The following is a 15,203-nucleotide window of genomic DNA, read 5'->3' as shown; positions in this document are numbered from 1 at the left end:
ACTCCTATACTTAGTGGCGAAAATGACGAATATGGGTGAAAATCATGGCGATATCATGTTCATTTGCGGCAGAAATGACTTCGTGGTCGCGTATCGATCCGCCGGGCTGTATTACACAGCGCACGCCTAGCATGCCCGCGGCATCAACAGAATCACGAAACGGGAAGAAGGCATCAGAGGCCATGGCCGCTCCCTTGACATCTAGACCTGCATTCGCCGCCTTCATTCCAGCGATGTTTGCCGAGTCAATGCGACTCATTTGCCCGGCGCCGATACCGATGGTGCGCTGCTCTCGGGAATAAACAATCCCATTGGATTTGACAAATTTTACTACCTTCCAGCAGAAAATTGCATCGCGCATTTCTGACTTGGTTGGTTGGCGTTGCGTAACTACTTCTAAATTTTTTAGGGCTACTATAGCTACATCACGTTCTTGCACTAAAAGTCCGCCGTTAACCCGCTTGAAATCTAATCCCGGCACCTGCTGTTGCCAGCTGCCATAAACGAGCACCCGAACGTTTTGTTTTCCGGCGAGCAACGCCAGGGCGTCATTGTTAATATCCGGAGCAATAACAACCTCCACAAATTGGCGTCTCACGATTGCATTAGCAGTATCGGCGTCAAGAACTCGGTTGAACGCAATAATACCACCGAAAGATGAGGCAGGATCAGTCTGGTAAGCGTGATCATATGCTACCATTTGGCTATCGTGGGTAGCCACACCACAGGGATTGGCGTGCTTAACAATGACACATGTGGCTTCGGTGAAGGTCTTAACACATTCAAGAGCTGCATCAGTATCGGCAATATTATTATAGGAAAGTGCTTTCCCCTGCAACTGCCGTGCAGTCGCTACTGATGCTTCACGCGTTTCTGAGTCAGTATAAAACGCTGCAAGTTGGTGGCTATTTTCGCCGTAGCGCATGTCTTGTTTCTTAATGAAGTTAAGATTCAGGGTCCGGGGGAATAAACCAGCAGGCTGATGAGCATCGCCATGATAGGTTGGTACCTGGCTCCCGAAATAGTTAGCGATCTCACTGTCATAGGCGGCAGTGTGCTCAAAGGCTTTGATAGCGAGGTTGAAACGGGTTTCCAGGCTGAGCGAGCCGCAGTAGAGATCCATTTCTGCAAGAACTATAGGATAGTCAGCACTATCGATCACAGTGACAACATCAAAGTTCTTGGCCGCAGCACGCACCATAGCAATTCCACCGATATCAATATTATTTACCGCCTCTTCTCGGCTACACTCTCTCCGCTGCACTGTGGCTGAAAAGGGATAAAAGTTAACAACTACCATGTCAATCGGTGCAATATGATGCTCGCGCATCACGACATCATCCATCTCACGTCGTCCCATGATGCCTCCATGCACTTTAGGATGCAGAGTTTTGACACGGCCGCCCATTATTTCGGGAAAGCCAGTATAATCGGACACTTCGGTCACCGGAAGTCTCGCCGTGTTAAGCAGGCTGGCGGTACCGCTGGTAGCAAGGAGCTCGACACCCCGCTGCACTAAGGACTGAGCGAATTCAAGAATACCTGATTTGTCGGAGACACTGAGCAGCGCGCGGCGGACAGGACGTGCTCGTTTCATGGCACAGGACCCTTAATATAAATAGTAATAACGTTAATTGTCAAACTAAGTCAACGCTGAATTAGCGTTTTCATTCATAAACATACGCGATCCGGAGCAGAAAAGTCTTCCTGAATTATAGCGACAACGATTGCACGATGCTTGCTAAATTTTTTAGCTATACTTTTTGCGATTTTTAAATATATATAAAACCGATCCTTAATTCATTGGTTTTTTTGGTAATTACCTTTTGGTAAAGCATCTCTAATATAATTTGGAGGGGTATGAGGTTTTAGTCAAAAGGCTAGCGCGGATGAGTTAGCCACGAGGATGCTTATGATTACGAATTCCTTTTGGGGATCGCGTAAGCGTCATGAGCTATAACACTACCCGGATTTTTTTAAAAAAATAATTTATTAAAATTAAAGAATAATAATATGATAAAATTATTTTTTTGATACAGATCAGTATAAATGTTCATTTTTTGTGCTCTCCGCTTGCAGATGGAGCTTACACCCTCACGCTTTGCATTTATCGACATGATCTTGATAATGCCTTCTATACCGATTTCACTAGAAGCTTTCAGATCAAGGATGATTAATGTATGAAAGGGTGATAACGCTGCGTGTTGAGTTTTAATGTTGCCTATTAAGCAATAGCAGAATAGCATTTTCTGCTATTGCGTTTTAGTAAATGATTCTTTTCATCTCGATCAGGTTTATACCTCCCATAAGCATCTAATGAATACAGCTCTTGCAGTTGCCGCTGTTTGATTGTTGCTTAGAAGAGCATCGGAAAGACGTTTACTGTCTTCTATGTAATATGCATATGTCTAGATGAAAAGGATAATGTTATATTAACTAACTATGTTTAGTTTGGTCTCGTTTTCCAAAAATATCCGCTCTGTTTCTTGACCGGATGATATGTAGGAAACCTATTGCTTTTCTGTAACTGCAATCGTTACGGTATAAGTACTGAGTAATCCTAAGAACTCTGTATCGGAATATGCGATTTAGCAACCTGCTTAATCAGGGCAGGGTGGAGCAAAAACATTATTCGTCAAACATATGATGCTTGAAGCGGCTTTACCTTAGTAACATCATGCTTTAGAGTCGTGATCTTAGGCATAGGTGTATTATAATTTCACGAGTCATGGGGTAACAACATATCGTCGCTTCGTTCAGAAGCGGAGCACGAGTAATCATTTTTTTAACATGGATCCTGCGGTTTATAAAAGAATACACTGTATCCGATTTCGGACGTAATGTTTACGGCTGGTCGGATAAAGTTTTCTGAGTGTTTATTTTTTGTTCTTCAGTCAGAAGGGTGTTCGTAGTAACGAAATAAGGGTTTTTCATGAAAAACAGGCCCTATTAATCATCACGAGCATATAAAAAACCCTGCATTGATGCAACAGAAAAGTCTTGGATATAAAGCCCCTTTGAACATTGTTGGTATTGTGGAGTATGGTCAACATAATTATTACGTCACTAACGTATGCCTGCTGAGGCAGTCTTGTTCAATACAATGCCACTATATAGTCAGTAAATGTTCCCCATCGCATTAGAGTGCTATAACTTGCATGGACGTGCTAGAACTGAACATGCAAGTAGTAAAGTTTTTTTTTAAAAGCAGCAATGATAATATTCTTAGAGGGTATATGAGTCTACAGCGCGATTAGTATATATGTTTCAAGAACAAAGAATCAGTTCTCCCTTCTTAAATTAGGAGGTAAAGGTAGACTATACAAAAGCGTTTTATCCGCCTACATTCACAGCAGAGACATTCCTCTTCTAGATTTAGAACGTTACGCTAGCTCTCGCCCAGATTGTGCGACCAGGCTCCATTAGGGGCGCATCAGAAGCATAGCCAAAACTGTGGTTTCCCGCTAAATTCAGGTGTTCGCTATAGCGTTTGTTAAAAAGATTGTCTACCCCGGCGCTAATTGTAATATTAGGGGCTGTTTTCCAAGCCATGTGGGCCGATAGAATGCCAAAGCCGGCACTACGGAGAAAATCTCTCCCCACTACATTGCCTTCGTTAAGCGCAATGCGGTGTTGCGCCGCTACCAGTCGCCACATGGCAGTGCCGCTCCATTCCCCCACTGCGCAGGTTAGCGATAGCCGTCCTTCAAACGGCGGGATCTGCGGTAGTGGCTGGTGCGTAGCTTGATTTTCCCCGAAGGCCCAAACGAGGCTGCTATCAAGCTGCCATTGATCTTGAAAATGATAAGCAATACCCGCCTCTCCGCCATGAATGAGAGCGGTGATATTATCCGCTCGGGTTGTGTTCGGATGTAAAGTGCCGTATCGGAACAAGATAAAATCTCGCACTTGGCCGATATAGGCGGAGCCCCAGGCGTCTAGCGGTGCTAGCTGTAAATGTGCGCCGAAATCAAGCTGCATGGTTTTCTCGCGTTTTAGGCGACAAAATGAATCATGGCCGGTGCCCCGGCCGGCCTTAGGCGTGATTAGTTCCCAGTAGTCAGGGAATCTTTCAGTTAACCCTACGCCGGCATAGGCCATTAACGGTAGCGTCTCGACTTGTTGTTCTAATCGAAAAAAGGTGGAGGGATAGATTTCACGGCGCCACTCCGACCCTTGTGCGCCATGACACTGGACTCCTGTATGTTCAAGACGCATGCCGCTTATCAAGGCGTGTGTTGGCCTGAAATGCCAGCTCACTTCGGTAAAAAGCCCGCTATCCTGAAATTGCGCATCCTCTTGCCATTGGCTGCTAATCTGCAACCTATGGCGGTTAACCTGTAAGTCCACTCCACCCTGCAATTGCACATCCTGCCATTGCCAGATGCTAATACCTCGGCCGCCGAGCATCAAACGGTCGACGTGGTTACGTATGGGCGCCCAAGAAGATGTGGGCGACTCGCTCCCGCCCTGATACAGCAGGTTCTGCAGGTTCCGTCGGGCATAATTATCCATGACGTGATCGGTGTAATGATACCAGCCCCGTATTTCGACGCTGTTCCACAGTTGGCTTAATGCATGTTGCGCAAAGCGTAAGCCAATACTTTCCCGGGCGAAGCGAGTCCCGTCCATTCCTCGTGCAGCATAACGGGCATTGCCGTCACCTTTCCCTGCCGTCAGCTCGATCAAGGTGTCGGGTGTCAGTCTAAAACCGGCCGCTACATCGCTGTTCCATTTATTCCACCCGGAAGATAGCCGCCGCCCTGCACCATCTTTGTAATCATCTGCATGAGCAATATTGCCCATTAAGTGGAGATAGCCTAATGTATTCCCTAAAGCCCCATCAATATTCTGATCTAGCCGATTATTTGAGCCAGCTAGAACGGCGGCGTGCGCCATTATTCCCGGATGATCAAAGTGTGGAGGCACCCTTTCGAAACGTAAGGTGCCGGCAGAGGCACCCGGTCCCCATAGTACGGTTTGGGGTCCTTTAGTTAACGAAACGATGTCAAAATTTTCCGGTGAAATATAGGCGCTGGGCGGATCCATACGTGACGAGCAAGCCCCAAGCACTTCGCCGCCTTCTACTAACATACGAAGTCGGGAACCAAACATACCACGGAATACTGGATCGCCATTAGTGCCGCCATTACGAACCAGGGTAAAGCCGGGAGTGTATTTGAGATAATCAGCGCTGTCGCTGGCGGGAAGGGGCTGGCGCTGCATTCTAGGCGTCATTCCAGAGGTCAGAGGGGATTCACTGGGGGCGGTCACAGTGATTACATCTTCCTCGGAAGTGTCGGCGGGGGTATCGTTCTCGGTTGCTGCGATGGACGCTTGTGCCAAAGAGACGACGCTTACGGCTGAGAGTATAGCTGTGGCGCGAATGCTAGTAGAAACGCTCCAGGCAAATAACATCAACAGCGATATTGCGCGCGGTACCAAGGCTGGGCATGAGCGCCCATGGAGGTTAATGTACATATCACTTCTCTTATGCAATTAGAACCGACTTTCTGCCGATAGTCGCTGTCGCGCGTTCGAGACTCAGATTAAATGATAGTTGTGAATGGTCATATACCATCCAAAAATGTTGTCATGTATTGTTGCTGTTTTTTTAAAAAAATGCTTAATGATGTTAAGTTATGAGCAATAACATATGTTTATTAAAAAGGAAAACAATATCACATCTTGACTCTTCTAAGTTACCAATGTGTGATTTTTATAGATAATTGTAGCATCAAAATCTTTCTCTTCCTTCAGAGTGAATCACTGCAAGCATCAAGAAATATGAATAGCGCCTGTGATGAGGCGTAGAGCGTTGCTGTTGAAAATGAGGTTAGCATGCCGTAACGTAGACGCATAAAATAAAAGCACTTTTCCCTAGTAACGGTACTGCCATTATGAGTGCCGAAATTATAACGGAATGTCAAAAAATGCATTTGCTATTTCCTCATGATTTGCAGTTTTTTTAAAAAACAGCTCTGAGTGTGTATACCAGAAAAGCATTATGATTTATTTTTCAATAAATATAAAAAGAGCGGAAAACTATTTATCAGCAACGGATGAAAATTTTTAAATATACCCAAAATTAATTAAGGTTATTAAGGCTAATAACAGTCTGAATGATGCGGTGAGTTATGTTAAGGGATTATGTTCTGCGATTTTAAGAGCGGACTATATCAAGAATTGATATTATGCGGATAAATATGTGAAGATGATTTTTTTTGCATGAAGCGTCCTTTATGTAATGGGGATCCGGTTTCATTTCGTTGGCGAGGCGTGTATGAAAAACGAATCTTATTAAGAAGAATTCCTTATCTAAGCTATTATTATATCATGCAGATGTTTTCGTTATTCGTTGCATCATAAGGCCCAAGAAGCGATTTGACTATTTCCATAGTTCTCCTCACTTTACACCATGGTCACGCAAATGAATGCTAACTACCCAGAGATATTTTAAACCGCAACATAACCGGTTAATTACTATGTGCTAGTATAGCCCATTTTCTTTTCAGGACGCACAGGCTCTTTTGAGATGCTAAGTATGCTTTATGCCGTAACGCTTATCGTCAGAGCAGGTTAATATTGAGTCTCTCCGAATGGCCTAGATACGTGGTTTCACGTTATTCCTCAATAGAATATTATGATAGCAATCTGTATGATAAGCGCCATCAGCTATTGATGCCGGTCTGTGTTAGTAGGTTGGCTCTATCAAGTCCGGGAAAATATTTGCGTCAGTAGTATTCTTGTGCGATCCATGTAATCAGAAAAGATAAGTACATGCGTAACGCTGTCTAGCGTTATAGAGCGCTAACGCCTTGCATTTTTCGTGCTACGCTACCAATGTCTTATGCTTCTTCATAAAGAATATCTTAAGGCTGGCGATGATCTATTGATTTAATCAGCACGTGAACAGAGAGATTAAAATAATTAGAAAAATATTAACACTTACTGACATGAGTGATTGACCCAGATTTTTTTAAACCATGCAAAATCTTGCCATACTGCTATAAGGGCTTATTGGGACATGAGTATTATCTCGTGTAGCCATTGGCTTAGGCGGTTTAATTGTGTCCTCTGATATTGTAGGAATTAATGATTGTATGGATTGCGACAGAATACGATATATTTCAATCAGCAAGCTTTCAGGTTCTCTGTGGGGTCTACAAAACGAAGATAAATGCTATCACTGCAGCTAAAAAACCGGGAAAACTCGGTATTTCCTTTTACAGTCCGAGTCTAATTGTAAAAAAATAGCAAGCTGCTCATGCGCTTAGTTAGAGACAATCCTACTATAGCTAATAATGAACTATGACGCTCGTCAAGTAGATGTAGTAGCGATGGCAGCATAGTCTATGCCCAAAAATCACCATCTCATACCACAGGGGTTCTTCAGTCATGCTAGAGCGTCATTACGCCGTCTTCCGTTTTCTGCCGCTAGCCAGTCTTCTGTTGGCTTCCTGTAGCGTGCATATTTTTTCAGGCTCGTATAAAAGCCATGCATTACCCGATTGGCGAAGCCATCAGAAGGCAGTCTCCAGACTCACCAATTACCAGATACGCGGTGTTTTTGCTTATTTTTCCAAGGGGGAAAAAGTTTGTGCACGTTTTTACTGGTACCAGATCAGCGATGATAGCTACCAAGTACTTCTGATTAATCCGCTCGGCAATACGGAAATGGAATTGAGTGTTAAGAAGGGCATGGCGCAGCTCGTCAATAATCACGGGACACGCTACGTTAGTAGCGGTGACCTAGAAATCATGTTCCAAAAACTAACTGGTATATCTATCCCTTTTGACAATCTACGTCATTGGATGCTCGGCCTGCCTGGTGATGCACTTGATTTTATGCTCGATTCCCTAGGCCATCTACATCAGGTGAATTATAGGCACAACAATCAGCATTGGGTCGTGACTTACCAAGGCTATCACAGTAATACCCCGCTGGTCCTTCCATCGCATTTAGAATTATGCCAGGGCGAAAATCGCATCCAATTCAAAATAGATAGCTGGAGCTTGTAATGCAATACTCCTGGCCAGCCCCGGCTAAGCTGAACCTGTTTTTGTATATTACCGGATGCCGTGCCGATGGCTACCACATGCTACAAACACTTGTGCAATTTCTCGATTATGGCGACACACTGAGCATCACTCCGACCGTCGGCGGCCGCATTCGCCTATTGAATCAGCTCGAAGGCGTCGCGGAAGAGGACAATCTTATCGTGCGCGCTGCCCAGCTGTTGCAGCGCTACTGCTGGGCAGTTGATGATTCATCGTCGCCTGGAGCAGATATTTTCCTAGATAAAGTTCTCCCGATGGGCGGAGGGCTCGGCGGGGGATCTTCCGACGCTGCCACAGTTCTAGTGGCTCTCAATTTTCAGTGGGGCTGCGCTTTGACTACGCCTACCCTGGCGCGCCTGGGTATGACTCTTAGTAGCGATGTGCCCGTATTCGTACACGGCCAGGCGGCGTTCGCCGAAGGCGTCGGCGATCAGCTCACGCCTGCTTTTCCGGCGGAAAAATGGTATCTTGTTTGCGTGCCACCGATTAGTATTGCCACCCCGCGTATTTTCGGTGATCCTGAGCTACGAAGAGACGCGGAAAAACGCTCGCTTGCCGAGCTTATAGCGCTTCCCTTTCAGAATGATTGTGAACCGATTGTAAGGAAATCTTTTTCTTTGGTTGAACGGCACCTTGCATGGCTGTTAAAATACGCGCCGTCGCGATTGACCGGAACAGGCTCTTGTGTATTTGCCGAATTCGATACCGAGAGTGCCGCCCGCCAGGTTTTATCGCTGGCGCCGGAATGGATGTGTGGTTTCGTAGCTCGAGGTGTTAACATTTCTCCTCTCCACCATGCATTGTTAATGGCAAAATGAGCCGCCTGCCGGCGCTCTGATGCATTGTTCTGCTTGTCGCTAAAAGTTTTTTCAGTGTCAGGCTGGATCAATACCCCTTTGGACGCAAAAGCTTGAGGTTCTTCTCGTGCCCGATATGAAGATTTTTTCTGGGAACGCTACCCCTGAACTGGCGCAGCGTGTTGCTGATCGTTTATATACTAGTCTTGGTAATGCTGCTGTTAGCCGTTTCAGCGACGGTGAAGTTAGTGTGCAAATCAATGAAAACGTTCGCGGTGGCGATATTTTTATTATCCAGTCTACCTGCGCGCCTACTAATGATAATTTCATGGAACTGGTTGTCATGGTTGACGCATTACGACGGGCATCCGCCGCCCGCATTACCGCTGTGATCCCATACTTTGGTTATGCGCGTCAAGATCGTCGGGTCCGTTCCGCACGTGTACCAATCACCGCCAAGGTGGTCGCCGATTTTCTCTCAAGCGTTGGTGTTGATAGAGTACTGACAGTTGACCTACACGCGGAGCAGATTCAGGGGTTTTTCGACGTACCCGTGGATAACGTGTTCGGCAGCCCGATTCTGCTTGAGGATATGCTGCAGCAGAATTTAGACAGTCCAATAGTTGTTTCGCCCGATATCGGCGGCGTGGTACGTGCGCGCGCGATCGCGAAGCTTCTCAACGACACTGATATGGCAATTATCGACAAGAGGCGCCCGCGCGCTAATGTTGCTCAGGTCATGCATATCATTGGTGACGTTGCTGGTCGAGACTGCGTGCTGGTGGATGATATGATCGACACCGGGAGCACTCTGTGCAAAGCTGCAGAAGCATTGAAAGAGCATTGCGCTAACAGGGTCTTTGCCTATGCTACGCATGCGATCTTCTCTGGTAACGCTTTTGAAAATATCAAGCGATCTGTAATTGATGAAGTGATTGTCTGTGATACTATTCCGCTGGATCCAGCCATCAAGGCGTTGCCTAATGTACGACCCCTAACGCTCTCTGGAATGCTGGCTGAAGCGATACGTCGTATTAGTAACGAAGAATCTATCTCGGAGATGTTCGAGCATTGAGTGATCGCGGCGCGATGTGATTCCGTGTGGAGGCGTCAAGTTTGTAGTTCGGGGCTTAATAAAAGCCACGTACAGTGTGTGTTGATAACGTACAGACGGATTTTAGCTCCCTGGCGGTTAGATTCGCCCGACCTTGACCTATCCGGATCAAGTTGCCTGGGGGTGGTCGGTCAACTCACCGCTAGTCGGCGTATAAAAGACAGCCAAATCGTCCGTTCAGGTAAGGTGAGAACGACGGCAAGCGTCGTGGTGCCCGTTAGCGTTAGCCTGCGGCTCTCTTTTTATAAAATAGAGTTATAGTAGCTGTGAGTTCTTGTGTTTTCGGCGGGTACTATGAAAGCTGGAGTATCACGATCACCTGTCTCAGCTTTCGTCCTCAATGCTTATCGTTGCAATTAAGCTGATAATAACGCTATAAATAAAAGATTTCCAGAACGCAGCTGATGCGCGTGATGATCTGTTGTATGGATTTAGGGAAGATCATTAAATATTGATATCCTGATACTAAGAACTATCAGCATGATCTCTCTGTTCGAGATATTTATCGGCAACGAGCATCACCGCTTTCAGTCGTATGTGAGATCTTCTGCATTTTCTGTAAAGACAGTTTTGCTCTTGGGGTCATTACTTTATCTCACGATGTTTTGCACTACTTCAATGATATTAGAAAGAATTTCTGATCATCTTTTATGTAATCAAGCGGGGCTGCGCGTAACTGTGTGTCGAATATTCTGGATTTTATATCAGGCGAACACTACTTCCTGTTAGGAAAAGTCTCAATACTATTCACATCACTTAACAACATCTTTTTTATCGGCTTCTACATGAAGAGGATGTAGAGGTAAGTGAGATGCTAACGAACTGTCAAAGCATTTTCCGTATGACAGATGCTTTGGATGATGAATAGTATCTGAATCGCCTAAAACCCTCCTATTCTTTTGGCTGTCAGAGGATATTCCGATTTTTCAATGTGATATTGATGAGCAGATGTTATTTAAAAATATAATGTATTGGTAAGAGCCGCACCTCTGCCGGTCTATCATTGATTTGACATACCCGATCTTGGCAGATTACATGAACATACACACAGCCAGACGAGGGAAAGACGTGACGATAAAATTAATTGTAGGCCTAGGCAATCCTGGCACTGAATATGCCAATACCCGCCATAATGCCGGCGCTTGGTATGTTGAGTTGCTGGTAGAGCGCTATCAGAAAACCTTAAAAGAAGAAAGAAAATTCTACGGCTACACTAGCCGCCTAGCCATAAACGGTAACGATGTTCGCCTGCTGATTCCGACGACTTTTATGAATCTTACAGGAAAAGCGGTAGTGGCGATAGCCGCCTTTTATCAGATTATGCCTGAAGAAATGCTGGTGGCTCATGATGACCTGAATTTGTTGCCCGGAAATGTTTGGCTGAAGCTCGGGGGCGGTCATGGTGGACACAATGGCCTGAAAGACATCGTGACCCGTCTGGGTAATAATCAGGCATTCCAGCGTCTCCGGATCGGCATTGGCCACCCCGGAGACAAAAAAAAAGTTGTAAGCTTTGTGCTTGGAACGCCCCCAGAGGGGGAAGTGGAGTTGATTGATAGCGCTCTCGATGAGGCGGTACGCTGTACAGAAGCTCTGATTACCCATGACACCGCAAAGGTTATGAACCGCCTGCATGCCTACAAGCCCTGTTAAACTTTAAGAATTGAGTAATAATGCAGTGCTGTAGAAGCTAACATCTTATAATAATCTTATGCTAAGAATAGCACGTAACTAAATAAAAATATAGTAATTTAAGGCGAAATAAATATGGGGTTTAAATGCGGCATTGTTGGGTTACCTAACGTAGGAAAATCTACCCTGTTTAATGCGCTGACGAAAGCGGGTAGCGAGGTGGGGAACTTTCCATTTTGCACTATTGAGCCCAATGTAGGTGTAGTTCCGATGTTTGAGCCACGCATCAAACAGCTGGCAGAAATCGTTAAGCCAGAGCGTATCGTGCCGACAAGCATAGAATTTGTTGATATCGCCGGTCTGTTGAAAGGCTCCTCAAAAGGGGCGGGATTAGGCAACCAGTTTTTGACCAACATCCGTGAAACCCAGGCCATCAGCCATGTTGTTCGCTGCTTTGAAAACGAAAATATTATGCATGTATCAGGAATAGTTGATCCCGCGGAAGACATCGACATCATTAACACCGAGCTAGTTTTATCAGATTTAGACACGTGCGAACGTGCCATACACCGAATAAAAAAACGTGTCACGGGCGGGAAAAAGGGTTCTGCTCTGGCACTATCAGTGCTGGAAAAGTGCCTTACCCATCTAAGCAATGCCGGCATGTTACGAACGCTAGATTTGTCGATTAATGAGAAAAATGCTATCTGCAATCTGAGTTTTCTAACACTCAAACCGACTATGTATATAGCAAATGTGCATGAAAATGGCTTTGACAATAACCCTTATCTAGATGCGGTACGCGCTATTGCGTCGAAGACGGGCTCGGTTGTGATCGTGGTCTGCGCCTCACTTGAGTCCGATATCGCCGAGCTTGACGAAGAAGAGCGCACGATCTTCATGGGGGAGCTAGGTTTTGCAGACCAAGGCTTAAACGGAGTCATTCGCGCTGGATATGAATTGTTGAATTTGCAAACTTTTTTTACTGCGGGGGCGAAAGAAGTGCGGGCTTGGACCATTCCAGCAGGCACTACCGCAGCGCAGGCCGCCGGTAAAATTCACACTGATTTTGAAAAAGGCTTTATTCGTGCTCAGACCATTGCCTTTGCCGATTTTATGACTTATAAGGGAGCGGCAGGAGCTAAAGAGGCAGGTAAAATTCGCTTCGAAGGAAAAGAGTATGTGATCAAAGACGGCGATGTGCTGAATTTTTTATTTAATGTATGACTAAATGATGCCATCTGGATAACCCCGACTTATCTCCATAACTATCTCTTTTATGATAATCTTCATGTTAATAATTTGAGGTAAATGAGCTTGCTAGGCCCGGTAGAGGTCATCTTAAATTCAATACATCCGGGGGTGGTGTGTATCATGAATATTAAGCTCTCCTCTCTGCCGTCTCTTTTCGTAAATATGCAGCTCATAGAGCAATTCTCAACAAGAATATATTGCACAAGCGTGATAAAACCGCTACTTTTCTTCAGAAAAAGCCTGAAATGTTGAATGAATATTAGTTTCATATAATTACTGTCTGGTTTACTAAAAAAGCGCTTCAGAAGCGCGTGATACTAGTGATAGTGTAGAGCTCTTTGTAAAATGCTATTGTATAGCCAACAATATCGTTCTAAAACTGCGATCACTAGCCTACTGATGAAAAAATTAGGATTTAGTCACTTGATGAGGGTATGTATAGAGATACTTCGATTCATCTTAAACTTAATGAAACTGCCCTTACGTTGGCTCAACTATGACTTGTTCATACAAGTAGAAAAGAAGTTCTTATCAGAATAAGAATGTTAACTTGCGGCGCAAGAACATCCTTGATGTCTGGATAGAATCATAATGACAGTATTTGGTAAAGATGCATAGCAAGTCTGGTATGCGAGTATCAACAACCCTAGCGAGGGGGTCATCGGCGTCTAATCGCTTTTATCATAACATATAACATTATATATGCGAATTGATTTCAGCAAAGCACTAACTGATACAGATACCGTACTGTCCTTAATACAGAAGACGACCCATTAGATAATCAGAGAAGCATGAGGAAATGGCGCTGATGTGGAAGTATTGAAGAGATGCAAGCCTCTGATGCCGCTGCAGGGGACTAGCCAAGATTAGCACACCCCTTCTATGGGAGTCTCACCGCAAGGATGAATATTAACATCGGTGCGGTAGTTATGACACCTGGGGGAAAGAGATTGAATTATGAGAAGCTAATCTATAAAAACGGTTATGTTCTAGTTAAAAGCTTTTTGAGGGTATCATTCTTAGGGTGTCTCCGTACGAAGCGCAGAGGGGGGCTCACTGCATCAGATGATGTTGTTAGGAGGCGAAAGAGCCCCGTTTATATCTCGGTACAGTACTCCCGGAAGGGACGCATAGAAGATAGAATCTGTGCTGAGACAAGGCAATTAAAAATTAAATGCAACATTTAATTCAGGCCATATTATATAATCAATATAGTTTTATTTTTTTAAACATATAGATCTTGGTTTACTAGCTGACTGAACGCATGCATCAAATCTTTTTAAACAAAACCATATTCAACCATTAGCGCCCAATAATCGTCGTCGTTCTGGCATCATGATGCCATCGATCAGATCGCCAGGGTCTTCTATGCATTCTTCAATCTTTCCCCCAAGAGCGTTCTGAATTTTTTTAATTTCTAACTCTGTGACCGAAAAGGTAGCTATATAGACAGCGCATCCATAATGATACGTATCGAGCAGAACAACACGATAACCATTAAAAGATAACTGCAAAATTAACTCAGTTCCCTTAAGAAATATCCTGCTCTCAGCGCGCTCAATTGCAAACTGGAAATCAGGTACTCCGGGGCGAGCGCGTAAAGTCATTTTCGTCAGGCGCACTTCAGTAGATTCATGTTTATCTAAAATATATTGCGCTAGAGTATGTATCTTTTTTTTAGCGTCCATATAATACTTTTTATCCCCGTGATGCTGTTTCACAACATCGTCTTATACATACAAAATAGATGAAATAATATTTCATAAGATAATAGGCATTCTATTCGATGATAGTAATAAATTATCACATGTATCCGATCAAAACAAGATCGCCGATCTGAGCAGCTATCTGTAGTTCTTCACCTCTTCATTCATTACTATCGTAATCATTCTATTCGATTCATATTGCAACTACAAGGTAGAAGAGATTGAGGGTTGATATTCATCACATATGTCTAGTCTTTTTTCAGAGATCATGACTACCGCCGCAATGCAGCAGTTGAACCGTGTACCTCTAATCATAGTAGTGCTGGCTCATATTGGGTATCCTACTCCGATTCTCGATACTCGGTTTTATTTTATTCTTCAAATAAGAATGACGACAATAACGTAACTGCTCAACATACCTCTGCTACGAGCTTGATTGTCTAATAATTTTCTATATCAGATGTAACAGAGGCGTTGCATCAGCAGTAAGTGCTATGTGATCGATTAGTAATCGATCCTTGTTTCTTTCTTTCGTCTTTTAGCGTTGTTGGAACCTGGAACGTTTAGGGAATCCTTAACTCTTCTTGAGGCCCGCACCACAATATATAATAGCCATAGTACAGAAAACATTTCTTTGGC

Annotated in this window: 8 protein-coding genes; 5 read left to right on the top strand and 3 right to left on the bottom strand. The window is 44.4% G+C overall.

Annotated features, from left to right (window positions below; all coding sequences use genetic code 11):
* Positions 1–10: 10 nt before the first annotated feature.
* Positions 11–1,597 (bottom strand): bifunctional phosphoribosylaminoimidazolecarboxamide formyltransferase/IMP cyclohydrolase, encoded by a 1,587-nt coding sequence (purH, locus tag A359_RS01905; protein WP_014888158.1) that lies wholly within the window; start codon positions 1,595–1,597, stop codon positions 11–13.
* A 1,778-nt stretch (positions 1,598–3,375) separates the two neighbouring features.
* On the bottom strand, positions 3,376–5,481 hold the full coding sequence (locus A359_RS01895) for a TonB-dependent copper receptor (protein WP_014888156.1): 2,106 nt from the start codon (positions 5,479–5,481) through the stop codon (positions 3,376–3,378).
* 1,917 nt (positions 5,482–7,398) lie between these two features.
* Between A359_RS01895 and lolB the strand changes: the two genes are divergently transcribed.
* From lolB to ychF, 5 genes are all read left to right on the top strand, one after another.
* Positions 7,399–8,022 (top strand): lipoprotein insertase outer membrane protein LolB, encoded by a 624-nt coding sequence (gene lolB / locus A359_RS01890; protein WP_014888153.1) that lies wholly within the window; start codon positions 7,399–7,401, stop codon positions 8,020–8,022.
* Positions 8,022–8,879: a 4-(cytidine 5'-diphospho)-2-C-methyl-D-erythritol kinase gene (ispE, locus tag A359_RS01885; protein WP_014888152.1), complete on the top strand. Its 858-nt coding sequence runs from the start codon at positions 8,022–8,024 to the stop codon at positions 8,877–8,879. The genes lolB and ispE overlap by 1 nt, the downstream gene beginning before the upstream one ends.
* 106 nt (positions 8,880–8,985) lie before the next feature.
* Positions 8,986–9,933 (top strand): ribose-phosphate pyrophosphokinase, encoded by a 948-nt coding sequence (locus A359_RS01880; RefSeq protein ID WP_014888151.1) that lies wholly within the window; start codon positions 8,986–8,988, stop codon positions 9,931–9,933.
* A gap of 1,074 nt (positions 9,934–11,007) precedes the next feature.
* Complete coding sequence (gene pth / locus A359_RS01875; protein ID WP_044104502.1) at positions 11,008–11,625, top strand: aminoacyl-tRNA hydrolase; 618 nt, start codon at positions 11,008–11,010, stop codon at positions 11,623–11,625.
* A gap of 114 nt (positions 11,626–11,739) precedes the next feature.
* Positions 11,740–12,831 (top strand): redox-regulated ATPase YchF, encoded by a 1,092-nt coding sequence (ychF, locus tag A359_RS01870; protein WP_014888149.1) that lies wholly within the window; start codon positions 11,740–11,742, stop codon positions 12,829–12,831.
* Between the two features lie 1,322 nt (positions 12,832–14,153).
* Here the strand turns inward: ychF and A359_RS01865 are convergent.
* Positions 14,154–14,546 carry a hypothetical protein gene (locus tag A359_RS01865; RefSeq protein WP_014888146.1) on the bottom strand — a complete coding sequence of 131 codons (393 nt, stop codon included), beginning with the start codon at positions 14,544–14,546 and terminating at the stop codon, positions 14,154–14,156.
* Positions 14,547–15,203 lie beyond the last annotated feature (657 nt).

The organism is secondary endosymbiont of Ctenarytaina eucalypti (genome assembly GCF_000287335.1).
Lineage (GTDB): Bacteria > Pseudomonadota > Gammaproteobacteria > Enterobacterales > Enterobacteriaceae.
The sequence above is the reverse complement of the archived record's forward strand: the minus strand, read 5'-3'. Positions and strand labels throughout refer to the sequence as shown.